Annotated in this window: 18 protein-coding genes; 16 read left to right on the top strand and 2 right to left on the bottom strand. The window is 72.1% G+C overall.

What is annotated here, in order from left to right; genetic code table 11:
• Positions 1-72: 72 nt before the first annotated feature.
• The 11 genes from WMF46_RS31590 (at position 73) to WMF46_RS31540 (ending at position 15,392) form a co-directional block, all read left to right on the top strand.
• Positions 73-678: a hypothetical protein gene (locus tag WMF46_RS31590; protein ID WP_437765560.1), complete on the top strand. Its 606-nt coding sequence runs from the start codon at positions 73-75 to the stop codon at positions 676-678.
• A complete protein-coding gene (locus WMF46_RS31585; protein WP_437980607.1) occupies positions 678-1,343 on the top strand; it encodes a hypothetical protein in 666 nt (221 codons plus the stop codon). The genes WMF46_RS31590 and WMF46_RS31585 overlap by 1 nt, the downstream gene beginning before the upstream one ends.
• Positions 1,344-1,528: 185 nt before the next feature.
• Complete coding sequence (locus WMF46_RS31580) at positions 1,529-2,389, top strand: response regulator transcription factor (protein WP_437980606.1); 861 nt, start codon at positions 1,529-1,531, stop codon at positions 2,387-2,389.
• Positions 2,390-2,724: 335 nt separating this feature from the next.
• Positions 2,725-4,665, top strand: coding sequence for a hypothetical protein (locus WMF46_RS31575; RefSeq protein ID WP_437980605.1), 1,941 nt, complete (start codon positions 2,725-2,727; stop codon positions 4,663-4,665).
• A gap of 72 nt (positions 4,666-4,737) precedes the next feature.
• Complete coding sequence (locus WMF46_RS31570; protein ID WP_437980604.1) at positions 4,738-5,742, top strand: AAA family ATPase; 1,005 nt, start codon at positions 4,738-4,740, stop codon at positions 5,740-5,742.
• Between the two features lie 18 nt (positions 5,743-5,760).
• On the top strand, positions 5,761-6,714 hold the full coding sequence (locus tag WMF46_RS31565; RefSeq protein ID WP_437542928.1) for a DUF58 domain-containing protein: 954 nt from the start codon (positions 5,761-5,763) through the stop codon (positions 6,712-6,714).
• 2 nt (positions 6,715-6,716) lie between these two features.
• Positions 6,717-8,624 (top strand): vWA domain-containing protein, encoded by a 1,908-nt coding sequence (locus WMF46_RS31560; RefSeq protein WP_437980603.1) that lies wholly within the window; start codon positions 6,717-6,719, stop codon positions 8,622-8,624.
• A complete protein-coding gene (locus tag WMF46_RS31555) occupies positions 8,621-11,443 on the top strand; it encodes a VWA domain-containing protein (RefSeq protein ID WP_437980602.1) in 2,823 nt (940 codons plus the stop codon). Before WMF46_RS31560 ends, WMF46_RS31555 begins: the two co-directional genes overlap by 4 nt.
• A gap of 117 nt (positions 11,444-11,560) precedes the next feature.
• Positions 11,561-12,610, top strand: a complete 1,050-nt coding sequence (locus tag WMF46_RS31550) for a homocysteine S-methyltransferase family protein (RefSeq protein WP_437980601.1) — start codon at positions 11,561-11,563, stop codon at positions 12,608-12,610.
• A 73-nt stretch (positions 12,611-12,683) separates the two neighbouring features.
• Complete coding sequence (locus WMF46_RS31545; protein WP_437980600.1) at positions 12,684-14,015, top strand: glutamate--cysteine ligase; 1,332 nt, start codon at positions 12,684-12,686, stop codon at positions 14,013-14,015.
• Positions 14,016-14,078: 63 nt separating this feature from the next.
• Positions 14,079-15,392, top strand: a complete 1,314-nt coding sequence (locus WMF46_RS31540) for a hemolysin family protein (protein ID WP_437980599.1) — start codon at positions 14,079-14,081, stop codon at positions 15,390-15,392.
• Between the two features lie 1,712 nt (positions 15,393-17,104).
• Here WMF46_RS31540 and WMF46_RS31535 read toward each other — a convergent pair.
• Positions 17,105-19,021 carry a HEAT repeat domain-containing protein gene (locus WMF46_RS31535; protein ID WP_437980598.1) on the bottom strand — a complete coding sequence of 639 codons (1,917 nt, stop codon included), beginning with the start codon at positions 19,019-19,021 and terminating at the stop codon, positions 17,105-17,107.
• A 189-nt stretch (positions 19,022-19,210) separates the two neighbouring features.
• Here WMF46_RS31535 and WMF46_RS31530 point away from each other — a divergent pair, with 189 nt between their 5' ends.
• The 5 genes from WMF46_RS31530 to WMF46_RS31510 all read left to right on the top strand — a co-directional run bounded on the left by WMF46_RS31530 (position 19,211) and on the right by WMF46_RS31510 (position 24,567).
• A complete protein-coding gene (locus tag WMF46_RS31530) occupies positions 19,211-20,155 on the top strand; it encodes an XdhC family protein (protein ID WP_437980597.1) in 945 nt (314 codons plus the stop codon).
• Positions 20,152-20,790 (top strand): nucleotidyltransferase family protein, encoded by a 639-nt coding sequence (locus WMF46_RS31525; protein WP_437980596.1) that lies wholly within the window; start codon positions 20,152-20,154, stop codon positions 20,788-20,790. Before WMF46_RS31530 ends, WMF46_RS31525 begins: the two co-directional genes overlap by 4 nt.
• Before the next feature lie 101 nt (positions 20,791-20,891).
• A complete protein-coding gene (locus tag WMF46_RS31520) occupies positions 20,892-23,186 on the top strand; it encodes a xanthine dehydrogenase family protein molybdopterin-binding subunit (protein ID WP_437980595.1) in 2,295 nt (764 codons plus the stop codon).
• Entirely contained in the window at positions 23,183-23,665 is a 483-nt protein-coding gene (locus tag WMF46_RS31515) for a (2Fe-2S)-binding protein (protein WP_437980594.1), read from the top strand. Before WMF46_RS31520 ends, WMF46_RS31515 begins: the two co-directional genes overlap by 4 nt.
• Positions 23,662-24,567 carry an FAD binding domain-containing protein gene (locus WMF46_RS31510; protein WP_437980593.1) on the top strand — a complete coding sequence of 302 codons (906 nt, stop codon included), beginning with the start codon at positions 23,662-23,664 and terminating at the stop codon, positions 24,565-24,567. The genes WMF46_RS31515 and WMF46_RS31510 overlap by 4 nt, the downstream gene beginning before the upstream one ends.
• Here the strand turns inward: WMF46_RS31510 and WMF46_RS31505 are convergent, their stop codons facing one another.
• Entirely contained in the window at positions 24,568-24,771 is a 204-nt protein-coding gene (locus WMF46_RS31505) for a hypothetical protein (RefSeq protein ID WP_437740285.1), read from the bottom strand. It lies immediately after the preceding gene.
• Positions 24,772-25,291 lie beyond the last annotated feature (520 nt).

The raw sequence follows: 25,291 nt of genomic DNA, 5'->3' as shown, positions 1-25,291 counted from the left end.
CTGGTTGACCTGAGCGCGCGGTGGCCCGGGTTACGTCGGTATCCAGGGCACCCGCACAAGTGAGGTGCCGCTGTGAGCCAAGCGATCTCTCTCTCCCCGAGCATGACCCGCTATTTCCAGGAGGTTGTGGACGAGGCGCTCCGAGTTCGGAACGTCGCCGCCACCGAGGCGGCGTCGAGTTACCTCGTCGGTCTGCTCTGTGCTTTTGCTCACCCGGACGAGCATGCCGAGTCTGCCTTCAACCAGCCCCTGACCTTTCTTCTGCGCGACGCGCTGGAAGCCTCCGGAGCCGAGCGTTTCCAGCGGCTGCGTAACCTGGGAGACAGCGTCCTCTACGTGGTCGGTTTCTTCGGCGGCCACATCGAGCTGAAGGGGGTCGATCGCGGCTACGTGGTCGGGGTCGGGTCGACCGCCTACCACCATGCGGCCGCTATGCTGCGCCTCAATGCGCGCGTCGGCCAGGGGCCCGATGTTCTTTCGGAGATGGCCGAGAAATTCGAGCGGTTCGTGAGCGTCCTGAACGATGTGGCCGACGGTACGCTCGCGTCGGGGGCTCGGGACGAGCGCTCGGTGCTCCGGCTGTACGAGCGCTGGGTTCGTACGGGATCGAGCCGCCTCGCGGATGAGCTCGGGGCACGAGGGCTCGTGCCGAGCCGTGGTACGGGCGGGCTCAACTGATGCGGGGGGCGACCTTCCCGTCCCGGATCCAGGAGCACCTGGCGCGCACCTATGCGCTCGATGACGCGCCGGCGGTCGACGATTTCATCCAGCTGACGGACGGCAGCGCACGCGAAGCGCTGCTGATCCGGCACGCCGACGGGGATATCGAGATCGCGCTGCACCTGCCCCGCCGGGCGATCACGCGAGGGCGAGAGCGGACGTTCGACGAGATCTGCCAGATCGTCGAGGGCGTGAGCCACTTCCTCTATGTGGCCGAGCGGGCCCGCAGGGAGCTGCCGGCGACCCAGCTCGAGCTCGAGCTCCAGGCCGAGGTCGACAAATACGTGCTGCTTGTTTATGGCGATCTGGCTGACGAGGTCGAGCCGCCAGGCCCGCCGCTCCGGCGCCGCCACGAGGCGGCCCCACCGGGGGCGGGGCGCTTCGAGCCCGAGCGCGCCGCGCGGATCCGCGCCCATCTCTTCGAGCGGGTCACCTTCATGGATCCCCCGGGCACGGAGACAGGCGATCGCTACCGGATCGCGAACGATCTGGCAGCGCGGTTCGCGGGCCGACTCGAGGCCGAGTTTGCCCGCCACGGGCGTCATGCCGAGCTGCTGGCGGCGCTGCGACGCTTCTATGCGGCGGGGCAGACGGAAAAGATCGCCCTCGCGCGCGCCGCGTGAGCGCGTCCTCCCGGGCGCTCGGGGTCGCTCGGGAGGGCGGCGGCGGGCGGCGACGGGCGGCGACGGGCGGCGACGGGCGGCGACGGGCGGCGACGGGCGGCGACGGCGAAGAGCGCTCGCCGCGGCCGCGCGCTCTCGTTCTCTCTTGACCGGTTCGCGCGCACGTACTCTCATCCGCATCCACGATGCCTTCCGCGAGCACGATGCCGCCCCGTGTGCTGGTGGCCGAAGACGAACCGGCGATGTTGAGCCTCGTTGCGCGTCACCTGAGGAACCTAGGGTTCTTTGTGATCGAGGCTTCCGAGGGCGATGGCGCCTGGGAGCTCGCGCGTGAACACCAGCCGGATCTGGTGATCCTGGACGTGATGATGCCCGGCATGAGCGGCTGGGAGATCTGCAAGCGGCTGAAGAGCGACACGTCCGACGGACGGCCGTTCGCGAACACCGGCGTCATCATGCTCACCGGGATCGGCGAGAACCTGAACGAGATGACCTCGCCGCTCTTCGCCGCGGACGCCTGGTTGAACAAGCCGTTCGATTTCACGGATCTGGACGCGCGGGTGCGCGAGACGCTCGCGCGTTATGCGAAGCAGGTCCCTGATGCGAACGGCGCCAGGGGTCAGACGAGCGCGGTTGGCGAAGAGCGTGAAGCCGCGGCGCAGCCGTCTTCCAGAGAGCGGGCGACGGGGGCGAAGAAGTCGGCGGCAAACGGCGTCACCGCGAGCAGTGCGGCTGCGAAGCGGTCGGCCGCGACGAAGAAGCCGGTCACCAAGGCTGCGAAGAAGCCGGCGGTGGCGAAGAAGCCGGCCGCCAAGGCGGTGAAGAAGCCGGCCGCCAAGGCTGCGAAGAAGCCGGTCGCCAAGGTGGCGAAGAAGCCGGCCGCCAAGGCGGCGAAGGAGCCGGTCGCGACGAAGAAGCCGGCCGCCAAGGCGGCGAAGGAGCCGGTCGCGACGAAGAAGCCGGCCGCCAAGGTGGCGAAGAAGCCGGTCGCGGCGAAGAGGCCGTCCGCCACGAAGGCGGCGTCCAAGAAGAAGTCGATGAAGTGATCCCATCCCAGGCGGGCGCCGTGCGCAGCGGCCCGTCACCTTGTTCGCACGCAACGTACGGGTGCCGCCGCCGAGCTGGGCGCAGAGGAGCCGTCCGATCAGCGTTCGGAGGGAAGACCCCCACCCACCACCGGCAGCGCGCATCCATGCCTGCTGAGCGCTGAGCGCAGAGGCTGCCCCGCACGGGAATCATCAGGGCTCGCCGCGCGTCATTCCCACGTACGTCGCGCGCAGCCTCCCAGGAACTTTCGGGCGCCTGACCCGTCAGCAGGTACAATGCTGCGACGTTTCCCCTTCGAGGGCCCCCGCGGGGGGCGCCCGGAGCGCTGAGCACCGTGAGCGACTCTCGCACGAAGCAACTGGACCGCATTCGCAGCGCCGCGCTCACGGTTGAGCTGAGGCTGCGGTTCGGGCGCGCGCTGCGCGCGCTGCCGAGCGCGCTGACCCTCGCGCTCGCGCTCGCCGCCGGGACGCTCGCGGTGCACAAGGCGCTCCCGGCGTACCTCGGCGAGCCGCGCGCGCGCCAGCTCCTCCTCGGCGCGGGGCTGCTCGTGCTGGCCACCCTCGTCGTGGCGATGCTGCGCCGCTTGCCTCCCCGCGCCGGCACCATCGCCCTCGATCGGCACCACGGCCTCCACGACCGGCTGACGATCGCGCTCGCCTTCGACGCGCTGCCCGCAGCGCAGCGCACCCCCCTGATGGAGGCGGCGATCGACGACGCCTGCGAGCACGCCGCAGGGCTGCGCCCCGCCGGCGCCGCGCCGCTCGCGCTCCCTCGCGAGCTCTGGACCTCCGCCGCGGTGGGCCTCGGCGTGCTCGCGGTGGCGCTGCTGGAGGTGCGCACCCCGCGGAAGCAGGCGCCCGTCGCGGCGACCATCGACGCGCTCACCATGTCGCCCGACGACATCGAGCTCTTCAAGGACGCGGCCAAGGCGCTCGATCGGCAGGACCAGAGCCCGGAGATGAAGTCCGCGGTCGAGCGGTTCAACCAGCTCATCGAGGACATCGCCAACAAGCGCCTCGATCGCACCGAGGCGTTCCGCCGCATGGAGGCGCTCGAGCGAGAGCTCCTCAAGGGCGCGGAGGCCGACCTGAAGGCGCTCGAAGAGGCGCTGAAGGAGACGGGGCTCGACCTCAAGAAGAGCGACCTGGCGAAGGGCGTGGGGGAGTCCCTCGAGAAGAAGGATCTCGAGAAGGCGAAGAAGGACCTGAAGGAGCTCGCCGAGAAGCTCCGCGACAAGAAGCAGAAGTTCGACAAGGCCGAGATCGAGCGGCTGCGCAAGGCGCTCTCCGAGGCGGCGTCGCGCCGCAAGGAGGCCCTCGCCGCGATCAACGAGAAGCGCGCCGAGGCGCGCGAGCAGCTCCTCAAGCAGAAGCAGAAGGCCTCCGCGAACGATCAGCAGAGATCCGAGCAGGAGAGGCTGCTCAAGAAGAAGGAGCGGGAGCTGGAGCGGCTCGACCGCGAGGCCGAGCAGAAGGAGCGGACCGGGCGCCAGCTCGACCGGCTCGATCGCGAGCTCGCCAAGGCCGCCGAGGATCTGATGCGCGACCTCGGGATGTCAGCGGACGATCTCGAGCAGGCGGCCGAGGACATCAACCGGATGCAGCAGGAGGAGATGTCCGAGCAGGAGAAGGAAGAGCTGCGCCAGCGGCTCGAGGAGCTCCGGGAGCTCGTGCGCCAGCAAGGGCAGGGGGGCAAGCAGCGGATGGCCAGGATGCTCCGCTTCGGAAAGCGCGCGCGCGGCAGCCAGGGCGGCGGCGAGGAGCAGCAGGGGCAGGGCCAACAGGGGCAGGGCGACGGCGAGCAGGAAGGGCAGGAGGGCCAGCAAGGCCAGGGCGGTCAGGGCAAGGGCGGGCAAGGCCAGGGGCAGGAGCTGGTGATCGGGCCCGGCGGCAAGAAGATCCTGATGCCCGGCGGCGGGCAGGGGCAGGGGCAGGAGGGCGCCGGGAGCGGCCAGGGCAATAGCAACGGCGGCAACCAGCCCGGGGGTGACGGCGTCGGCTCCGGCCGCGGCGGCGAGGTCGCGGGCAAGCGCACCGACCCGAAGATGGGGACCCAGGACGTCCAGGCGCAGGGGCTCGACACGCAGCAAGGGCCCTCGAACAGCGAGGTGATCCTCAGCGCCGCCGAGCGGGGCTTCAAGGGGACCGGCTACAAGAAGGTCTTCACCGACTATCACACGGTCGCAGAGCAGCAGATCAACAAGGATCAGATCCCTGATGGATACCGGTTCTACGTGAACCGGTATTTCCAGCTCATCAGGCCGCGCGAGTGAGTCGAGCCGGCGGCTCGAACGCGACCGCGCCTCTACAGGCGCTCCGCGGCAGCGGGCGCGAAGCAGGAAGTCATGGCTGAGAAGACGAAGGAAGCAGCGCGGGCCGAGGTGGACGAGTTCCGCGCGAGCATCGGAGAGCTGCGCGAGGAGGTGGGGAAGGTCATCGTCGGCAACCGCGAGGTGGTCGACGGTGTGCTCACGTGCATGCTCGCGGGCTCGCACGCGCTGCTCGAGGGCGTGCCGGGGCTCGGCAAGACGATGCTCGTCCGCACCATGGCCGAGGCGCTCGACCTCCAGTTCTCGCGCCTCCAGTTCACGCCCGACATGATGCCCGCGGACATCATCGGCACCACGGTCATCGATGAGAACGCGGGCGGGCAGCGGTCGTTCTCGTTCCGCAAGGGGCCGATCTTCGCGAACATCGTCCTCGCCGACGAGATCAACCGGGCCACGCCGAAGACGCAGAGCGCGCTCCTCGAGGCCATGCAGGAGCACCGGGTCACGGTCTCGCGGCAGAGCTACACGCTGGAAGAGCCGTTCTTCGTCCTGGCGACGCAGAACCCCCTCGAGAGCGAGGGGACGTACCCGCTGCCCGAGGCGCAGCTCGATCGGTTCTTCTTCAAGCTGCACGTGCCGTTCCCCAGCCGCGACGAGCTGAACTCGATCCTCGAGCGGACGACCGGCACCGACGCGATCGAGGTGCGGCCGGTCCTGAACAAGGAGCGGATCATCGCCATGCAGCGGCTCGTCCGCGAGGTGCCCGTGGCGAAGCACGTCCAGGACTACGCGGTGCGGCTCCTCCAGGCCACCCACCCCGCCGAGGGAGGCAGCCTCGACGAGGTGAAGCGGTTCGTGAAGTTCGGCGGGTCGCCGCGCGGGGCGCAGGCGCTGCTGCTCGCCGCGAAGATCCGCGCCCTCTTCGAGGGGCGGTTCGCGGCGTCGGTCGACGACGTGCGCGCGTGCGCGCTCCCCGCCCTCCGGCACCGCGTGCTGCTCAACTTCGAGGGCGAGGCGGAGGGCGTGAAGACCGACGAGGTGCTGCAGGCGATCCTCAAGCACCTTCCGGAGAGCAAATGAGGCGCCGTCGAAGGTAGCATGGGGCTCTTCGACGCGTTCAAGAGGGCCGCCGCGCCGCTGCGCCGCATCTCCGCGCTCTCCGCGAGCGCCCCCGACGAGGAGCTCTTCGACGACGAGTTCCAGCGCAAGCTCGACTATCTCGCGATGGTGAGCCGCCGCGTCTTCTCGGGCGCGATGCGCGCGGAGCGGCGGACCAAGAAGACCGGCTCCGGGGTCGAGTTCGCCGACCACCGCGACTACGCGCCCGGCGACGATTTCCGGTACCTCGACTGGGCCGCGTACCAGCGCTTCGACCGGCTCCTCATCCGGCTCTACGAGGAGGAGGAAGATCTCTCGATCTACTTCATCGTCGACACCTCGGCGTCGATGGCGTTCGGCGACGGCGAGAAGCTGCGGCACGCAAAGCGCCTCGCTGCAGCGCTGGCGTACGTGGGGCTCGCCAACCTCGACCGCATCGCGATCGTCACCGCGACCGACGAGATCAGCGGGCGCATGCAGTCGACCCGCGGCAAGGCGCGCATCTTCAGGATCTTCCGCTTCCTCGGGCAGGCGCGCGCCGAGGGCCCGACCGACCTCGGCGAGGCGATGAAGACCTTCGTGGCGCAGCACAAGCGGCGCGGCCTCGCCGTGATCCTCAGCGATCTCTACGATCCGGCGGGCTTCGAGCGCGGCATCAACGTCCTCCGGTACAACCGGTTCGAGCCGTTCGTGCTCCACGTCGTCGACGCGCGCGAGGCCCGGCCTGCGCTGCGCGGGGACGTGCGCGTCTACGACTGCGAGACCGGCGACGAGCGCGAGGTCACGGTGACCCCCAAGGTGCTCGAGCGCTACGCCGAGGCCTACGAGCAGTACCTCGACGAGATCCGCCGCTTCTGCACGTCGCGGCAGGTGAGCTACTTCCGCGCGGACGTGTCCGTCCCCTTCGATGAGCTGATCCTTCGCGTGTTCCGCAGAGGCGGCTTCCTCCGGTAGCGATGCTGCACTTCACCGGCGTTCCGCTGCAGACACTGCTCCAGATCGGCGCCCTCGCCGGGGCCGTGGTCGTCGTCTTCTACATCCTCAAGCTGCGCCGGCGGCCCGTCGCGGTCCCCTTCTCGAGGATCTGGGAGCGCATCCTCCGGGACAAGGAGGCGACGAGCCTGTTCTCGCAGCTGAAGCGGCTCCTGTCGCTGCTGCTGCAGCTCGCGCTCCTCGCGCTGCTCCTGCTCGCGCTGGGGGATCCGCGCCCGCAGGCGAACCTCGTCGAGGGGCGCAACATCGTCGTCCTCATCGACGCGAGCGCGAGCATGCAGGCCATCGACGTCGCGCCCTCGCGCATCGAGCTCGCGAAGGAAGAGGTCAGGAAGATGGTCCGCGGCCTCTCCGGCAGCGATCGCATGCTGCTGGCCCAGATGGACGCGGCCATCACGCCCCTGTCGACGCTCACCGGAGAGATCTCGGAGCTCGAGGCGGCCGTCGCGGCGGTGAGGCCGACCGACGCCACCGCCGACTTCGCGCGCGCGCTCCGCTTCGCGAGCGACACCCTGAGCGGGCTCCCGTCGCCGGAGGTCATCGTCGTGAGCGACGGCGCGCTCGGCGAGCCGACCGACGCCGGCGGACAGGTGCGCCTCGGCGACATCAAGCTCTCGTACCTGCCGATCGGCAAGGGATCGAGGAACGCCGCCATCACCGAGTTCTCGGTGCGGCGCTACCCGCTCGACAAGAGCCGCTACGAGGTGATGCTCGAGGTCACCAACACGAGCGACGAGCCCCTCGATCTCGAGCTGTCGCTGCTCGGCGACGGCCAGCTGACGGATCTGACGCGCATCCGGCTCAAGCCCAAGGAGAAGCTGCCCCGCTTCTACCCGAACCTCTCCGGCGCGTCGAAGACGCTCGAGGCCAAGCTCGCGCTGGCCGACGGCAGCTCGGACGACCTCCCAGCGGACAACCGCGCCTACGCGCTCCTCCCCGAGCGGCGCCGCGCGCGCGTCCAGGTCGTCTCCGCGGGGAACATGTTCCTCGAGGCGGCGCTGCTCCTCGACGAGTACCTCGACGTGACCTTCGTCGATCCGCAGCGGTACCCGGCGGCCTCGTCGTTCGACGTGACCATCTTCGACGGCGTGGCGCCGAGCGTCGCGCCGGGGAGCGGGAGCCTGCTCTACCTCAACCCGACCGGGACCAGCGTCCCGTTCGAGGTGGGCAAGGAGGTCCTCGATGACGACCCGAACTACCGCCTGGGCTTCGACGAGCTCGACGCGAAGCACCCGCTCCTGCGCTACACGGCGCTCAGCGACGTGAACGTCGCGCGCGCCCGCGTGCTCAAGGGCAACAAGGAAGACAGGGTCGTCGGCCGGAGCCACAAGGGCCCGCTGCTGCTCGAGGGGCGGCGCAGCGGCGTGAAATTCGTCGCGCTCGGCTTCGACGTGCGCGAGAGCGATTTCCCGCTCCGCATCGCCTGGCCGCTCTTCCTGCTCAACGCGATCAACAACTTCGTCGAGGAGGACACGAGCTACATCTCCTCGTTCCGCACGGGCTCCGTCTGGCACATCCCGGCGTCCTCGTCCGCGGAGGTGGCCAGCCTGGAGCAGCCCGACGGGACGACGCGCGCGGTCCCCGTCCAGGAGGGGCGCGCCGTGTTCCTCGGGCAGCACGCCGGCTTCTACACGCTGCGCGTCGGCGCCGCGGGCGCGCAGGAGGAGAGCATGTTCGCCGCGAACCTCTCGGCCCCGGAGGAGAGCGCGATCACCCCGGCCGTCGAGCTCAAGGTCGACGGCCGCGGCGCGGGCGCGGTGAGCGAGTTCAAGATCGGCGTTCGCCGTGAGCTCTGGGTCTACCTGCTCGCGGCGGTGCTCCTGGTGACCGCGATCGAGTGGTTCACGTACCACAGGAGGGTGACGGTGTGAGCGCGTTCCGTGGTCGCTGGCTGCGCATCGCCGCGTGGGCCATCACATGCGCCGCCCTCGGCGGGATCCTGTTCTGGGCGTACCGGAGGTATGTCCTCCTGCATCCGGATCCGACGCTGACGTGGGTGCGCGAGGGGGTGAAGTACGAGCTCCTCAACCCGAAGATGCTCGGCGCGATCCTGCTCGCGCCCTGGTTCGTCGGGGTGCTCGCGGGATCCCTCGCCGACCTTCCCCTGCCGCAGCGCGTGCTCTCGGTGCTGCTGCGGGTCGCGTTCGTCGCGCTGATCGCGCTCGGGCTGTCGCGGCTCGCGAGGTCCGCGACCACGGAGAAGGTCGCCACCATCTACCTCATCGACGTCTCCGAGTCGGTCACGGACGAGGCGCTCGACGACGCGCGGGCGACGCTCGACAAGGCGTTCGCCGAGAAGCCCGAGGACGGCGTCATCAAGGTGATCACCTTCGCGCGGCGGCCGCGGCTCGCCGAGCGCGCGGCCGGCGAGGCGGCCGGTCGCGAGGAGGAGCGGCGCGCGCCGCTCATCGGCCGCCACGTCGACGCGAACGGGCAGCGCGGCGATCTCGGCGCGGGCTCGAACCTCCAGGCCGCGCTGCAGCTCGCGTACGGGCTGTATCCGCCCGGCTACCTCAAGCGCGCCGTGCTGATGTCGGACGGCGTGCAGACGGACGGCGACGTGCTCGCCGAGGCCAACCGGGCGCGCGACGTCGGGGTGCGGCTGTTCTCCATCCCGTACCGGCGGCCCGCGCCGCCCGAGGTCGCGGTGCGAGAGCTCAGGATGCCCGACCGGGTCAAGGTCGGGGAGACGTTCGAGATCCACGCCGACATCTACGCCAGCCGCGCCACCAAGGCGCGCGCGCGGCTCTTCCAGGGGGAGGCGCTGAACGGCCTCGAGGGCATCCGGGACCTCGAGCTCAAAGCAGGGCCGAACGACGTCGTGTTCAAGAGCGTCGTGCGCATCGCGGGGCAGGTGACCTACGCGCTCGAGCTCGACCAGATCGCGGACGATAAGTTCAAGGAGAACAACCGGTACGCGACCACCATCGACGTGCCTGGGCGCCCGTCGGTGCTCTACGTCGAGGGGACGCCGCAGCACGCCGGCCCGCTCTCGAGCGCGCTCACCGCGCAGCAGTTCGACGTCGACGTCAGGCCGCCGGCAGGCTTCCCCGGCTCCCTCAAGGAGATGGAGCGCTACGACTTCCTGATCGTGTCCGATACCCCGAAGGAAGCGCTCAGCCTGCAGGGGCAGGAGATCATCGAGAGCTACGTGCGGGATCTCGGCGGGGGGTTCCTCTTCGCCGGCGGCGAGTCGGGGTACGGCCTCGGCGGCTGGTACCGCACCACCATCGAGCGGATCCTGCCCGTTCGGATGGACAACGAGCGAAAGAAGGACATGCCGAGCGTCGCGATGGCGCTCGTCATGGATCGCTCGGGATCGATGACCGGGCTGCCCCTCGAGATGGCCAAGGCCGCGGCGAAGGCGACCGCGGGGGTGCTGTCGTCGGACGATCTGATCGAGGTGATCGCGTTCGACTCGGCGCCGACGCGCTACGTGAAGATGCAGCCCGCGCGCAACCGCTCGCGGATCGCGGGCGAGATCGCGCGCATCCAGCCGGGCGGCGGGACCGAGATCTTCTCCGCGCTCGACGCCGCCTACCAGGACATGACCGTCACGCAGGCGCGCAAGAAGCACGTCATCCTCCTCACGGACGGCAAGGCGTCGACGGGCGGCATCCGGGACCTCGTGTCCGCCATGATCGCCGAGTCGATCACCGTGACCACGGTGGGCCTCGGGAACGACCTCGACGAGCAGCTGCTCAAGATGATCGCCGACGTGGGCGGGGGGCGCTTCCACGCGGTCCCGGATCCGAACAACCTGCCGCGGATCTTCACCAAGGAGACCGAGATGGTGGCGCGCGCCGCCGCCGTCGAGGAGTGGTTTCCGGTGACCCAGGTCGGCGACGCGGCGTTCCTCCGCGGCGTCGACGTCCGCACGGCGCCCAACCTGCACGGCTACGTCTCGACCAAGCTGAAGCCGCCGCCAGCCCAGGAGCTGCTCACGAGCGACACCGAGGAGCCGATCCTCGCGCGCTGGCGCGTCGGCCTCGGGTGGACGCTGGCCTGGACGACCGACGTCAAGGCGCGCTGGGCCGTCGAGTGGCTGAGGTGGCCAGGCTTCGAGAAATTCTGGGGGCAGCTCGTCCACGAGCACATGCGCCAGAAGCACCGGCGCGAGCTCGACATGAAGGCCGAGATCGTCGACGGAGAGCTGCGCGCGTCCGTCGACGCGTTCGGGGCGGACGACCGGTTCGAGAACAACCTGACCTCCCGGCTCACCCTCATCGGGCCCGAGCCGGGCGGCGCGACGCGGGTCGTCGACATGCGTCAGACCGCGCCGGGGCGCTACGAGACGGCGCTTGCGCTGGATCGGTACGGCTCGTTCCTCTTGCGGGCGGAGCACCTGCGCGAGGCCGAGGACGGCTCGCTCCGGCCTGTCGCCGTCAGCTACGGCCACGTCTCGAACCCGTACCCGCGCGAGTACGCGAGCTTCGAGCCCGAGCTCGCGATCCTCGAGAAGGCCGCGACGTCGACCGGCGGGGCGGTCGATCCGAACGGGGTGGCGGCCATCTTCGACCCGGCAGGGGAGAAGGTGACGTTCCACGAGGAGCTCTGGCAGCAGTTCATCTACGCTGCGATGGTCGTATTCCTGCTCGATCTGTTCGTCCGCCGGGTGCGGCTCTTCGACCGGAAGTTCGTCGCGCGCCGGGGCCGAGGGGTAGGGGGCCGGCGCCTCCCGGCCACATGACGGCTCATGGCAACGCGGAACCCCTCATGACGGCCGATCCCCCGTTCCTCCCCGGCGCCGCGCCGAGCGCCGGTGCGCGTCCGTCAGGTTGTCCCCGACTCCGCTGCGTGGAACGCTGTGCTCCAGACCGCTGGCCTGCACCATTTCGCGACGCGGAAGGGCCGTCTTGGGCTAGTTTCCCCTTATAGACCGGTGGTAGAGGAGCCCTGGAAAGCAGCGAAGGACGTGAATGCGCTCGAGGCCTCCACCTCTCGGCCTCCCGTGGGTCGTCCGCTCATCATCAGCGGCGATCCGCTCGCTTCGCTCCGTGGACGAGGCACCGCTGTGTCCTCCAACACCGCCCTCGGCCGGCTGCTCCGCGAGTCGCCGCGGGCGATCGCTGAGCTGCACGAGCAGGAGATCGCGCTGGGGATCGACGTGGTACGGGCGCTCACGTCCGCGACGACGACGCGCGCCCTGGCGCCCATCGGCATGGCGTTCCGCGCCGCCGCGCTGACCGGAACCGCGGTCGAGCTCGCCACAGAGGCGGCGGGCGCGGCCGCGCGCCGCGTGGCGGTGGCGGGTATCCTGGGCCACACTGCTGCCGCGCCCATGGCCGACCGGATCGCGGAGGATTACGCCGTCCATGCGGCCAGGCTGGCGGCGGCCGGCTGCGAGATCCTCGTCGCGTGCGGCTTCGATCCAGCCCAGGCAGCGTGCGTCGGCCCCACGGTCGCGCGGCTCGCGCGCCGCGCGGCGGTGGTCAGCGCCAGCACGACGCAGCTGGCGACGTGGGCGCTCGTGGAGCTCGACGGCGCAGGGCGCACCGCCGATGGCGAAGGCTTTGAGGAGGTCGCCCGCTCGGCCCTCGACGGCGGCGCGGACGCGTTGCTCTTCGAGGTGCCGTCGGTCGAGCTCGGGCTCAACGTGCTCCGGCGCCTCGAGGGCGTCGCGCATGAGGTTCAGGTCGGCGTGCTGCTCGGCGCGGAATCTATGCAGGCGGACGGTGCCGACCGCATCGCGCCTGCCGAGATCTGCGATGCTTGGGCGGCGTCGGCGGCGCGGCTCATCGAGGCGGGCGCGCGAATGCTCGGGGGAGGGACGGGGACAACGCTGGCGCACCTGGGCGCGCTCGCGAAGATGCTCCGTACGACGCAGCGCGCGCCCCTTCTCAGGCGCGCGCTCTAAGCGAGAACGAAACCCAACCGGAAACGTGATGATGGCCGATGCAAGCCACGGGAGTGAGTCGAAGTCTCAACCGTTGGAGACGTTCGATGATCTGCTGTTTCCCTTTCACGAAGCCACGAAGCCCGAGGCCCTTCACCGGATCGGCGCCGAGGCGGAGAAGTTCGGGGTCGACGCCAGGACGGGCGCTGCCATCCCGTACGAGGGCGAGCGGAGCGTACTCAACATCCTCCAGGCGCTCGTCGAGCGGCACGGGTGGACACCCGAGCACGAGACCCCCGGCGGTCCGCTGATCGCGCTCGCCCGGGCTGGCGCCTCGGTGACGCTCGAGCCAGGCGGGCAGCTCGAGCTGTCCGGAGCGCCCCTCGAGAACATCCACCAGATCTGTATGGAGATGAGCGGGCACCTCGCGGAGCTGCGCGACATCTCCGCGGAGCTCAAGCTGACCTGGCTTGGCATCGGGTTTCACCCGTTCGCGTCGCAAGCCGATCTCTCCTGGGTGCCCAAGGCGCGCTACGCGATCATGCGGCGCTACCTGCCGACGCGCGGCGCGCACGGCCTCGACATGATGCGCCGCACCGCCACCGTGCAGGCGAACTTCGACTACGCCAGCGAGGAGGCGGCGATGCGCGCGCTCCGCGTGTCGCTCCGGCTCTCCCCGCTCGTGACAGCGATGTTCGCGAACTCCCCGTTCTACGAGGGGGCGCTGTTCGGCGGGCGGAGCTACCGCGCCAAGGTCTGGCTCGACGTCGACGCCGCGCGGCAGGGGCTGATCCGCAACGTGCTCGAGCGCGGGCGCCGCTTCTCGGACTACGTCGCGTGGGCGGTCGACGCGCCGATGTTCCTCATCAAGCGCGACGGCGAGGTGATCGAGAACACGGGGCAGACCTTCCGCGACTTCCTGGAGCACGGCTTCCAGGGGCACCGGGCCACCCGCGGCGACTGGGAGATGCACATCAACACCCTCTTCCCGGAGGTCAGGCTGAAGCGGACCCTCGAGGTCCGCGGCGCAGACTCGCTGCCGGCCAACCTCGTCTGCGCGCTCCCGGCGCTCTGGGCGGGCATCCTCTACGACGCGCGCGCGCTCGATGAGGCCGACGCCCTGTCCGAGAGCTTCAGGTTCGACGAGCTCGAGGACGTGCGCCCGAAGATCGCCGAGCGCGCGCTCCGCGCCACGTTCCGGGGCAAGCCGCTCGCGGCGCTGGCCGAGCGGCTCGTCTCGATCGCCTCGGGCGGCCTCGGGCGGCGCGCGCGCCTGAACAAGAACGGCAAGGACGAGCGCGTCCACCTCGATCGGCTCAGCGCGCTCATCGCCAAGGGGCAATCCCCGGCCGATGCTCTGGTCGATGGACTCCGCAACGACGACCCGGACCTGCGAAGCAAGATCCTCGAACGTGCGAGGATCTAGCCGCGGCTCGTCGCCGAGGAGGCGCGGGGCGGCGGGCGCGCCGGGGGGAGGACGTCGACCGGCATGACGTTCGTCTACCTCCTGGGCACCTTGCTCCTGGTGCTCCTCAACGCGTTCTTCGTCGCGTCCGAGTTCGCCATCGTCAAGATGCGGCCGACGCGGCTGGAGCAGCTCGTGCGCGAGGGGGACGCGCGGGCCCGGCTCGCGCTCCAGATGTCGCAGCGGCTCGACGCGTACCTGTCCGCCAACCAGCTGGGCATCACGCTCGCGTCCCTCGGGCTCGGCTGGATCGGCGAGCCGGCCATCGCCCACCTCATCGAGCCGTTGCTCGCGCCGCTCGACGCCTGGTCGGGGGTCGGCGCGCACGCCATCGCCATCGGCATCTCGTTCATCCTGATCACGGCGCTCCACACCGTGATCGGGGAGCTCGCGCCGAAGTCGCTCGCGATCCAGCGGACCGAGAAAGTTACGTTATGGGCGGCGAGGCCGCTGCACGGGTTCTTCGTCCTGATGTGGCCGGTCATCTGGGTGCTCAACTCGATGGCGAACGGGTTCGTCCGCCTCTTCGGGCTCCGGCCTGTGGGCGAGGAGGAGATCGCGCACACGTCGGAGGAGCTCCGGCTGCTCTTGACGAAGAGCCCCGCGGGGCTCGATCCGGCGCTGCGCAGCATGCTCGTGCGCATCTTCGACCTGCGCCGCCGCACGGCGAGGCACGTGATGTCGCTCCGCTCCGACGCGGCGACCCTGCGCGCGAACATGACGATCGACGAGGCGGTGCGGATCGTGGCCGACGCCGGGTACTCCCGGTACCCGGTGCTCGACGAGCAGGGCAAGAACGTGCTCGGCTACCTGCACCTGCGCGACCTGTTCGACGTCCTGAGCCACCGCCGCCGCGCGGCGCGCGTCGCCGAGCTGCTCCGCAAGCCGATCTTCGCGCGCGAGAACACCTCGGTCGAGCGCCTCCGCCTCGAGATGCAGGCGCGCCAGGTGCCGGTGGCGATCATCACGTCGGCCTCGGGCGAGTTCATGGGGCTCGTGACGATGGAAGACCTCATCGAGGAGATCGTCGGGGAGATCCGCGACGAGAACGACGAGGAGGTGCCGCCCATCCACCGCCGCGGCGGCGGCATCGTCGACGTCGACGGCCGCGTCCTGCTGACGGACCTGGAGCGCGACGCGCACATCGTGCTGCTGCCCGAGGTGAAGACCGTCGAGACGGTCGGCGGCTACATGCTCGGCCGGCTCGAGCACCCACCCGAGGCGGGCGAGCGCGTCGAGTGCGAGGGCTACACGCTCGTGGCAATGGATGTCGCCGGCCGGCGGGTACGGCGCGTCCGCATCGTCCCGACCGACGCGGCCGGGGGCGAGCGGTCATGACGAGCGCGGCTCCCCGCGCCGCGGATCCGCGCGCCAGCGCCGTCCGTCAGGGGCGCCGCCTCCGAGCGTACGCGGCGAGGCGCGCACCCTGGAATCGATCGCCCCGTGGACGAACGGCGCGCGGATCCAGGTACAAACTTCGGCGGACCGGTACTACCCTGGCTTCGTAAGTGGAAACGCTTGCAACTCGGATCTTGCGCGATGGCCCGCTGAACGAGCTCGATGCCGTCGGCTGGGCCATTCGTCTTGCGAAGCGGATCGAGGCGCTTCACGCCCTCGGCGTCGCGCACGGCGCCATCTCGCCGGAGTGCGTGCTCACGACCGCTGTCGATCGCACGTCGAAGGCGATCCTGGCCGACCTGCGCCAGACGCCGAGCCGCATCGCGTACCAGTCGCCCGAGCGGGTGGGGGGCGGGACGCTCTCGGCCGGCGACGACGTGTGGGCCATCGCGGCGACGCTCTACGAGGTGCTGACCGGGGCGAGCGCCTTCGGCGGCGGGAGCGACGCCGAGACGCGGCAACGGATCTCGAGCTCCTCACCGGCGCCGCTCGCCGTCTTCGACGTGGGCGACGACGATCTCCAGCGGGTCCTCGACGATGCGTTCCAGCGCGATCGCTCCGCGCGCACGACGAACGCCGCCGCGTTCCGGCGCGCGCTCGAGGAATGGCACCCCGATCCCGCGGTGCGCACGCTGCTCCCGCTCGACGACGAGGACGCGACGAACGACGAGGACGACGACGAGGTGCGCACGCTGATGCGGGTCTCGCCGTTCAGCTCGAGCCAGCTCGACGAGGCTATCGCGCAGCGCGCGGCGGCAGTGGCGGCTGGGCAACCGGCGCCGCCCCTCCCGGCCGAGCGCGCGCGGCCTCCGGCGGCGCAACCCGGCGCGTCGGCCCTCAGGCCGGGCGCCGCCCCGATCCCCAGGGCGCCCGCCGTGGCCCCGGCCACGCAAGGGCGCGCCCCGGTCGCGCGAGCGCGCGTTCCGGGCGTGGGGGCGGTCCCGGTGACCCAGACGTCCGGCGACGCCCGTGAGGGCTCGGAGCCCCGGATGGCCATGCGGGAGGCGACGCCCCTGAACCTCCGCGGGCCAGCGGCCGCAGCGCCCGCGCGCTCCGGAGGAGCGGCGCCCGCCGCGCACCGCGCGCCCGACGCGGGGCGGCCCGCGCCAGGCGCGGCGCCGGCGGCTGGAGGGCCTCGAGAGCCGCCCGCTGTCGCAGCGCCGGCGCCGGCGTTCCCGGGGCGAGAGCGCCCGGACGCAGAGCCCGAAGCTGTCGCGAGACCTCAGCCCCGGAGCGGCGAGCTACCTTTCCTCGGCGATCTCGACGGGGACATGCTCGACGAGCCCACGCTCGATGCGCCCACGGTCGTCGACGACCGCGACGATGACGATGACGACGACGTCCCCACGCGGACGCGGGAAGCTCCCACGCCGGTCGTGCCGCCCCTGGTCGACGCGACGCCGACGCTCGGCGCGCCCCAGGCGCTCGCTGATGCGGCGACAGGTCGCTCCGCTGCGGCGCCGCTCGAACGAGCCGCGGGGGCGCCCGCGGCCGCGTCGTCCACGAGGGCCGACGCGGGGGGCGGAGCGCTCCTCGGGCCGACCTCCGGCGCAGCCGGCGCGCTCAGCCCATCGCAGCAAGCCTCGGCGGCCACGCACGGCGCCGTCGCCGCGCAGCAGAGCGCGGCGCCCGCTCAGCGCGCAGCGCAGGGCTCAGCCGCGCCGGTGCCGTCGCCCCTCGGCGCGGCCGACGGTCTCGGCCTGATCACCGACGCGCCGCCTGACCGCTCGGGGCGGCTCGGGATCATCATCGCGGTGGTGGTTGCGCTGCTCCTGGCGGGGGGGGCGATGCTGTTCGCCGCGCAGCTCGGCCTGCTGGGGGCCGCGCCCACCGCGCCCGGCAGGGGGGTGGTCGAGCCGGTCCCCGCGCTGGCCGTCGCGCCGATCGTGGCCCGCTCGCGGCCGGAGCGCCTCCTTGTGGAAGCTCTGGATCTGCGCGTCGAAGCCGCCCATGTCCACGCGCAGGAGCGTCTCGGGCCGCAGGCCTGAGCGGCGCGCGACGGCCTCGGTCCGCTCGGGGAACGGCGAGATCCACACCATCCTGCCGCCCGGCGCGAGCGCGCGCGCGGCGCCCTCGACGAAGCGATCGAGCATGGCGTCGAGATCTCCCGTGCGCTCGACGCGCCGCCCGAGGGGCGGGTTCGTCAGGATCAGCGTGGGCGCCTCGCCCGGGGGCGGCGCGCCGCCCGCGTCGCGCTGGAGGAGCTCCGCGCCCCGCGCGCCTGCGGCGTCGAGGTTCTCGCGCGCGATCTGCAGGGCTCGAGGATCGCGATCCGAGCCCACGAGCCGCCGGTACGGTCCGAGCAGGGCGCGCTCGCAGAGCTCGAGGCCCGAGCCGACGAACGGATCCCAGACTACGTCGTCGCCGCGCGCCCCGGCGATGCGCGCGAGCGCGGCCGCGATCGTCGGGTGCGACGCCGCGGGCACGTCGCCCCGGCGATACGCGAACCGTGGGTCGGGCAGGCGCGGCGCGAGCTCGATCCGGACACGGCCCGCGCCCTCGTAGACGACAACGTCCCACGTGCTCTGGGTCGGATCGTTCACGAGCTCCGGGGCCTCCGCCTCCACGGCGGCCGCGGCGCGGAACACCGCTGCCCGGCGCTTGCCGCCGCCGGCCCAGTCGATGCGGTAGCGGATCGCGCCCTGGGTGAAGCGGCGCAGGATCTCGCGCGCCTCCCGCGAGAGCAGCCGCTCCGCGACCGCCGCGGCGAGGTCGGCGCCCTGGTCGAGCTTCCGCAGCGGCAGCGGGAACGCGAACGACAGCATCGTGCGCGCCCCGAACAGGACGTCGAGGCGGCCGCTCAGCACCGCCTCGACCCGCGCGCCGCCGCACGGATCGCTCCGGAGCTCGGGGACGAGCGCCCCGCCGGGAGAGTCCGCGTCGAGCGCCGCGAGCTCCTCGGCGAGGATCGCCTCGAGCCCGCGCCGGCAGCGCACCGCCACCCGGACGGGGCGCTCCGGCGCGCGATCGCCGGCGATCTCGGACAGCTCGCCGCGCGTGAGGGTCCTCCTGGCCAGGAGCTCGGCGCGCGCGCGCACGCCGGCGATGTCGTCGCCGTCGAGCTCGGCCAGCGCCTCGAGCGCGGCGCCGCCGCCGACCTTGCCGAGCGCGTCGATCAGCGCGCGGCGGACGTCGGGCGAGCGCTCGCTGCGCGCCGCCTCGGCGAGCGCCTGCTCGACGAGCGCCCGCCCGGCGTCCGCCGCGTGCGGCTTGCCGAGCGCCACCGCCGCCATGCGGCGCGTGCGGCGATCGTCGTCGCCGAGGCAGGCGAGCAGGTAGTCGCGCGCCCGCTCCGAGACCTCCGGATCGAGCGACCCCGCGGCCATCAGCTTGCCGACGAGCCGGGTGAGCGGCGCGCGCAGCGCGGGCGGCGCGCCGGCCGCGCGCTCGAGCGCGGCGGGCAGCGCCGCAGCGCCGGCGCGTCGCAGCGCCCGCTCCGCCAGCTCGGCGGGCTCATCGGCCGTCTCGAGCAGATCCATCAGGGCGGCGAAGTGGCGGCGGCCCGGCGTGAAGCCCGGATCGGAGAGGGCGCGCTGGAGGTCGGGGTCGAGCGTGGCGGGGGGGGTCATCGTGGCTTGTAACTCCGCGTTTTTGATTGGATCCCGGCGGTCACAGCGGGCCTGGATCTCGGGGGACGCCTGCGCCGCTCTCCGAGCGCGCTCGACTTTCGCGACAAGCGCGGCGTTCCAGCAAGCTCTTTCGGCGCCGGGGCTCTCGGCGCTCTCGTTTTCGGTCGCCGGGTCGCTAGAGTCTCAATCATGCCGGATCTGAGCCAGGTCATCCCCAGGACGGCGTTCCCGCACGACGTGCTTCGGGCGGCCCTGGACGCGCTCGAGGCGGGGCGGCGGGTGGTGCTCGCCTCGGTGGTGGCGCGGCACGGCTCGGCGCCGTCGACGCCGGGGCAGAAGCTCTGCCTCTTCGACGATCTCACCGCGATCGGCACGATCGGCGGCGGCGCCGTCGAGCGGGCGGCGCTCGGCATCATGGGGCGCGCGCTCGACGAGCTCGCCAGCACGCCGAAGCTCGAGACGTTCCGCCTCGGCCCGACGCTGGGCATGTGCTGCGGCGGCTCGGTCGAGGTGCTCATCGAGCCGATGCTGCCCGCTGTGCACGTCCTCGTGATCGGCGCCGGGCACGTGGGCGCGTTCGCCGCGCCGCTCCTCGCGTCGCTGGGCTTCCGCGTGACCCTCTGCGATACGCGCGCCGCCGCCGCCGACCCCGCCCGCGTGCCGGCGGCGGCGCCGCTCGTCCGCGCGCCGTCGGCGTATGACGACGCGCCGCGGGATCTCGCGCCGGCGCCCGGGGAGCAGGTGCGGCTCGTGCTCGCCGAGCACGACGACCCGGAGGTGCTGACGGGCCTGCCGAGGGAGCTCGGCGAGGCGGCGGCGCTCGTGATGACGCACGACCACGCCCTCGATCAGGAGGCGCTCTCGTGGGCGCTCGCGCGCGGCTTCGGGTACGTGGGCGGCGTCGGGAGCCGCGCGAAGGCCGCGCGAACGCGCGCGCGGCTCGAGGCGAAGGGGGTGCCGCAGGGCGACGTCGCGCGGGTGCGCATGCCGGTCGGCCTCGACATCGGGGCGCGCACGCCGGCCGAGATCGGCGTCGCCCTGGCCGCGGAGCTCGTCGCGTGGCGCGCGGGGCGGCAGCGCGCTCGATGGTCATCGGCCGGCACGACGTCCGCCGGAGAGGAGCAGGCTGGATGAATCGAGTGACCACGATCGTGCTCGCCGCGGGTGCGGGCAAGCGGCTCGGGGGGCCGAAGGCGCTCCTGGCCTGGCCGTCATCGACGAAGGGCGGGGCCGAGCGGCCGCTGGCGATCGCGCACGCGGAGGCTCGCCTCTCGGCCGAGAGCGCGCGGGTGCTCGTGGTGGTGCGCAGCTCCGTCTTTCACGCGCTGCTGGCCCATGTGCAGCCGGGCATCGACCTGGTCTCGTGGTCCGCGCCGGACGACCTCGGGCCGGCGGGCTCGCTGGCCGTTGCCGCGCCGCGCATCGGCGACGCCGACGCCGTCATCGTGACGCCGGTCGACGTGCCGCCCGCGCGCGCCGCGACGGTGGCGCGGCTGCTCGCCCGTCTCGAGGCGGGCGCCTCCCTGGCGACGCCGCCGCTCGCGGTGCGGCCGCGGCACCTCGGCCGAGGCGGGCACCCGGTGGTGCTGCGCACCGAGGCGCTCCAGCGCTACCTGGAGGCCGATCCACCGCCGCTCCGGGATCACCTGAGGGCGCTCGGCGACAGGTGCGTCGACGAGGAGGTGGACGATCCAGGGGTGCTGCACGACCTGAATGTGCCGGTCGACGTGCTCCGCGTGCTCGGGGGCCCGCCGCGCTTTCTCGCCTGAAGGCGGCCGGCGATCGTCCCCCTGCGCGGGTCACGCCGCGGCGCGCTCGGGTCGACGCGTCCCCGGGGACCGGGCTATCGTCGGTGAGGAGGAGCATACGAATGGCGACGAGCCCTCCAGCGTCAGCGAGCACCGTGGGGAGCAGCGTGCCCCGTACGGACGGCCCTCCCAAGGTCACGGGGGCGTCGCGCTACGTCGACGACATCCCGGCGATGCCGGGGGAGATCTTCGGGCGCACCGTGCGGAGCCCCGTGCCTCGCGGGATTTTGCGGGGAGTGCGGCTCGACCCCGCGTTCGACTGGAGCGACGTCACCGTCGTGCTCGCCGAGGATGTCCCGGTCAACGTGGTCGCGCTGATCCTGGACGATCAGCCGATCCTCGCGACCGGAAAGGTGAACCACGCCTACGAGCCGATCGTCCTGCTCGGCTGCGCCGACCGGCTGAAGCTCGCGCGGGCGGTCCAGGCCGTCGCGCTCGACATCGATCCGCTGCCGCCGGTGCTCGACGCGCGCGCCGCGCAGGGCGGCGGGGAGATCATCTGGGGCACGGACAACGTCATCAAGCGGTACCTCATCACGAACGGGCGCGCCGACGCCGCGCGGGAGCGCGGCGAGGCGAGCGAGGCCGCGATCGACGCGGCGCTCGCGCGCTGCGAGGTGGTCGTCACCGGGACGTACGCCTCGCACCACCAGGAGCAGCTCTACATCGAGCCGCAGGGGGTCATCGCCTGGTGGGACGAGGCCGGCGCGCACGCGACGGGCTCGATCCAGTGCCCGTTCTACGTCCACAAGGCGTTCCTGAAGGCGTTCGGGCTCCCTCCCGATCGGATCCACATCACCCAGTCGGTGACGGGGGGCGGCTTCGGGGGCAAGGAGGAGTACCCGTCGATCATCGCGCTCCACGCGGCGCTGCTCGCGAAGAAGAGCGGCCGCCCGGTGCGCATGATCTACGACCGGACGGAGGACATCGAGGCGACGACGAAGCGCCACCCGGCGTCCTGCGAGATCACGAGCGGCAGCGATCGCGACGGCGCGCTGCGCGCGCTGAAGATCCGGATCCTCATGGACGGCGGCGCGTACGCGACGCTGACGCAGGTGGTCCTGTCGCGCGGCGCCCTCCACGCCGCGGGCGCCTACCGCTGGGACGACGTGTGGATCGAGGCGACCGCCGTGGCCACGAACACGCCGCCGAACGGCGCCTTCCGCGGCTTCGGCGCGCCGCAGACGATCTGGGCGATCGAGCGGCACCTCGACCGCGTCGCGCGGGAGCTCGGCTGCGATCCGCTCGATCTGAAGGCGAAGAACGTGCTTCGCCCCGGCGACTCGACAGCGACGGGGCAGGTGCTCCGCGTCAGCGTCGCGGGCGAGGAGTGCATCACGCGGGCGATCGCGGCGAGCGGTTACCGGCAGAAGCGCGCGGCCGGGCCGGTCGTCCGCGGGCGCGTGGCGCGCGGGATCGGGCTCTCTGTGTTCATGCACGGCGCGGGCTTCACCGGGTCGGGGGAGCGCTACTACAAGGGAAAGGTCGCGCTGGATCTCGCGCCCGGCGGGCGGCTCCGCATCCGCACGGCGTCGACGGACATCGGCCAGGGGACGGAGACGGTGTTCCGACAGATCGCCGCGGGCGCGGCGGGGCTGCCGCTCGATCGGGTCGAGTTCGCGGTGCCGTGCACGACGACGGTGCCCGACTCGGGCCCCACGGTGGCGTCGCGTACGGTGATGGTGGTCGGCTCGATCGTCGAGGCCGCAGCGCGGGAGCTGGCGAGCCGCGTGCGCGCGGAGCAGGCGTCGGCGCCGGCGGCGCTGAGCTTCGAGGAGGCGGCCGATCGGCTGCTGGCGCGCGAGGGCCAGGTGACGTCGCTCAAGCAGTACGAGCCGCCGGGCTACGTGCGCTGGGACGACGAGGCGTACAAGGGAGACGCGTACCCGTGCTTCGGCTGGGCGTGCGACGTGGCCGAGGTCGAGGTGGACCTCGACACCTTCGAGGTGACGGTCGTCGACTTCTGGTCGGCCACCGACGTGGGCAAGGCGATCCACCCGGTGATGTGCAAGGGGCAGATCGAGGGCGGTAGCCTCCAGGCGATCGGCTGGGCGCTCTCCGAGGAGATCGTCTGGCAGGGCGGCAAGATCAAGAACCCGCGGATGACCAACTACATCATCCCGACGTCGCTCGACGCGCCGCCGTTCCATGTCGTGCTTGTCGAGGAGCCGTTCCCGTTCGGTCCAGGCGGCGGGGCCAAGGGCATCGGCGAGATGCCGATGGATGGCGGCGCGCCCGCCGTGGCCGCGGCGGTCGAGCACGCGACGGGGATCGCCGCGTGCGCGCTGCCGCTCACGCCGGAGCGCCTGCTCGAGGCGGCGCGGGGACCTTGGGCGGGGAGAGGGGAGCGTCTATGAAGGTATCGCTCGTCGTCAACGGCTCGCCGCGCGAGGTCGATCTGCCGCCGCTCTCGCGGCTGCTCGACGCGCTCCGGGGGCCGCTCGGGCTCACAGGCACGAAGGAGGGGTGCGCGGAGGGCGAGTGCGGCGCGTGCACGGTGCTGCTCGACGGCGACCCCGTGAACGCATGCCTCGTCGCGATCGGGCAGTGCGAGGGGCGGCACGTGACGACGGTCGAGGGCCTCGCCTGCGCCGGACACCTGTCGCCGCTGCAGCGCTGCTTCGTCGAGGAGGGGGGCGCGCAGTGCGGGATCTGCACGCCGGGCATGCTGCTCTCGGCGGAGGCGCTGCTCGCGCGGAGGCCGGATCCGTCGGAGCTCGAGGTGCGCGAGGCGCTCGCTGGCAACCTGTGCCGCTGCACCGGGTACCAGCGGATCGTCGAGAGCGTCCGCGCAGCCGCCGCGCTGCGCCGCGGCGGGGGAGGGGCGGCGCCGTGAGCCTCGCCGATCTGCGCCTGTTCGAGATGCGGCGCGTCGCCGGGCTCGGTCCGCTGTGCGAGATCGTGGCGGAGCGGGCCGCGCTCGGCGCGCCGGTCACGCTCCTGGCCGGCGGCACCGACTGGGTCGTCGAGCAGGAGCTCAGGCCTCCGCTCCAGGTCGCGGTCGGGAGCCCTGCGGCGCCGCTCGTCGTCGACGTGTCCCGGCTCTCGGAGCTGCGAGGCGTCTCGCTCTCCGGCGACACGCTCCGGGTCGGCGCCGCGACGACGTACCTGGAGATGCTCCGGAGCGACGCGATCGCCGCGCGGGCGCCGCTCCTCGCGCGGATGAGCCGCGACGTGGGCGCGGTGCAGATCCAGGCGCGCGGCACGCTCGGCGGCAACCTGGCCACGGCGTCGCCGGCCGCCGACGGCGTCGCCGCGCTCGCCGCCTACGACGCGACCGTCGTGGTGCAGAGCGTCCGCGGGGAGCGGCGCATCCCGATGAGCGCCCTGCAGACGGGCTACAAGCGCACGTCGCGCGCGCCGGACGAGGTGATCGTCGCCGTGGAGATCGCGTTGCCGGCGCCCGGGTCGCCCTGGTACTGGCGGAAGATCGGCGCGCGACGGGCGCAGGCGATCTCGAAGGTCGCGCTCGCGGGTGTGGCCGAGGTGCGATCCGGGCGCGCCGCGCGGCTCGGGCTGGGGATGGCGTCGGTCGCGCCGACGACGGCGCTCCTGCCGAGCGTGCGCGCGCTCTGCATGTCCCGTCCGCTCGCCGAGCTCACCGCGGCGGAGATCGACGCGGCGGTCGCGCAGGACATCTCGCCCATCGACGACGTGCGCTCGACGCGCGCCTACCGGGAGCACTGCGCTTGCGGGGTGGTGCGGGAGCTCCTTCGGCAGCTCGGCGCGCCGGTCTGATCATTCCATCCAGTCGAGCTGCGCGGCCTCGGGCCTCCGGCTGCGCCCGCCGGGGAATGTCGGCCGCTCGTACGCTGGCGGCGGGAGCGGAGGTTCCGCGTCCATGTCGTGGCAGCGCGCGCATCGCCGCGGGGTGGTGGTGCCGGCCTGGAAGATGGTGACGCAGCCGCAAGCTGGGCAGATCATGCCGATGTCGTAATTCATGAGCACTCCTCGACGACGAACGCTCCGGGGCGGTCCGAGGGGCGGGAAGATGCGCTGAAGGGGCGACGTGGTTGCGACGGCGCGGCAACATCGCGTGGAAGCCTCGGCCCTGACGGGCAGCCCATCGGAGGCGTGTCGTCGACGAGACGCCCGTCCTCCTCCATTCCGAACGCGCTCCTGCGCCTGAGAACGAGGCGGCCTCTCTCGGACCGGCGGAGACCTTCTGTGGCCGCGCGGACGGCGGTGCACGCTCCCTGTCGTCTGCGCTGCCGTCTCGCGTGAGCGCACGTCGGCCTGCGCTGTTCAAGGGCTACTCGATGTTGACTTTCATTTGTAGTAGTCCCCTGATGACCGCGAGTTCGACACGCCGTGAGCCCACCGAGCTCGCGAAGCGGTGCGATTCGGTGGATTAGTAATATATATTACATGTCAACGCAGACCCGTCCCTTCCGGGCCCGTCTCGGGCTCGCTGTTCCCGTGCTTCTGATCACCGTGGCCGGGGTCGCTCATGCGCAGTCTC

Origin of the sequence: Sorangium sp. So ce117, from assembly GCF_051524395.1 — a bacterium.
GTDB lineage: Bacteria > Myxococcota_A > Polyangia > Polyangiales > Polyangiaceae > Sorangium > Sorangium cellulosum_B.
This window is presented reverse-complemented; position numbering and strand designations above follow the sequence as displayed.

What these genes read in the sequence shown, in the direction of transcription:
- WMF46_RS31585 (WP_437980607.1), top strand. Translation starts at nt 678, where the DNA reads ATGCGGGGGGCGACCTTCCCGTCCCGGATCCAGGAGCACCTGGCGCGC.
- WMF46_RS31580 (WP_437980606.1), top strand. Translation starts at nt 1,529, where the DNA reads ATGCCTTCCGCGAGCACGATGCCGCCCCGTGTGCTGGTGGCCGAAGAC.
- WMF46_RS31570 (WP_437980604.1), top strand. Translation starts at nt 4,738, where the DNA reads ATGGCTGAGAAGACGAAGGAAGCAGCGCGGGCCGAGGTGGACGAGTTC.
- WMF46_RS31565 (WP_437542928.1), top strand. Translation starts at nt 5,761, where the DNA reads ATGGGGCTCTTCGACGCGTTCAAGAGGGCCGCCGCGCCGCTGCGCCGC.
- WMF46_RS31560 (WP_437980603.1), top strand. Translation starts at nt 6,717, where the DNA reads ATGCTGCACTTCACCGGCGTTCCGCTGCAGACACTGCTCCAGATCGGC.
- WMF46_RS31540 (WP_437980599.1), top strand. Translation starts at nt 14,079, where the DNA reads ATGACGTTCGTCTACCTCCTGGGCACCTTGCTCCTGGTGCTCCTCAAC.
- WMF46_RS31535 (WP_437980598.1), bottom strand. Translation starts at nt 19,021, where the DNA reads ATGACCCCCCCCGCCACGCTCGACCCCGACCTCCAGCGCGCCCTCTCC.
- WMF46_RS31530 (WP_437980597.1), top strand. Translation starts at nt 19,211, where the DNA reads ATGCCGGATCTGAGCCAGGTCATCCCCAGGACGGCGTTCCCGCACGAC.
- WMF46_RS31525 (WP_437980596.1), top strand. Translation starts at nt 20,152, where the DNA reads ATGAATCGAGTGACCACGATCGTGCTCGCCGCGGGTGCGGGCAAGCGG.
- WMF46_RS31520 (WP_437980595.1), top strand. Translation starts at nt 20,892, where the DNA reads ATGGCGACGAGCCCTCCAGCGTCAGCGAGCACCGTGGGGAGCAGCGTG.
- WMF46_RS31515 (WP_437980594.1), top strand. Translation starts at nt 23,183, where the DNA reads ATGAAGGTATCGCTCGTCGTCAACGGCTCGCCGCGCGAGGTCGATCTG.
- WMF46_RS31505 (WP_437740285.1), bottom strand. Translation starts at nt 24,771, where the DNA reads ATGAATTACGACATCGGCATGATCTGCCCAGCTTGCGGCTGCGTCACC.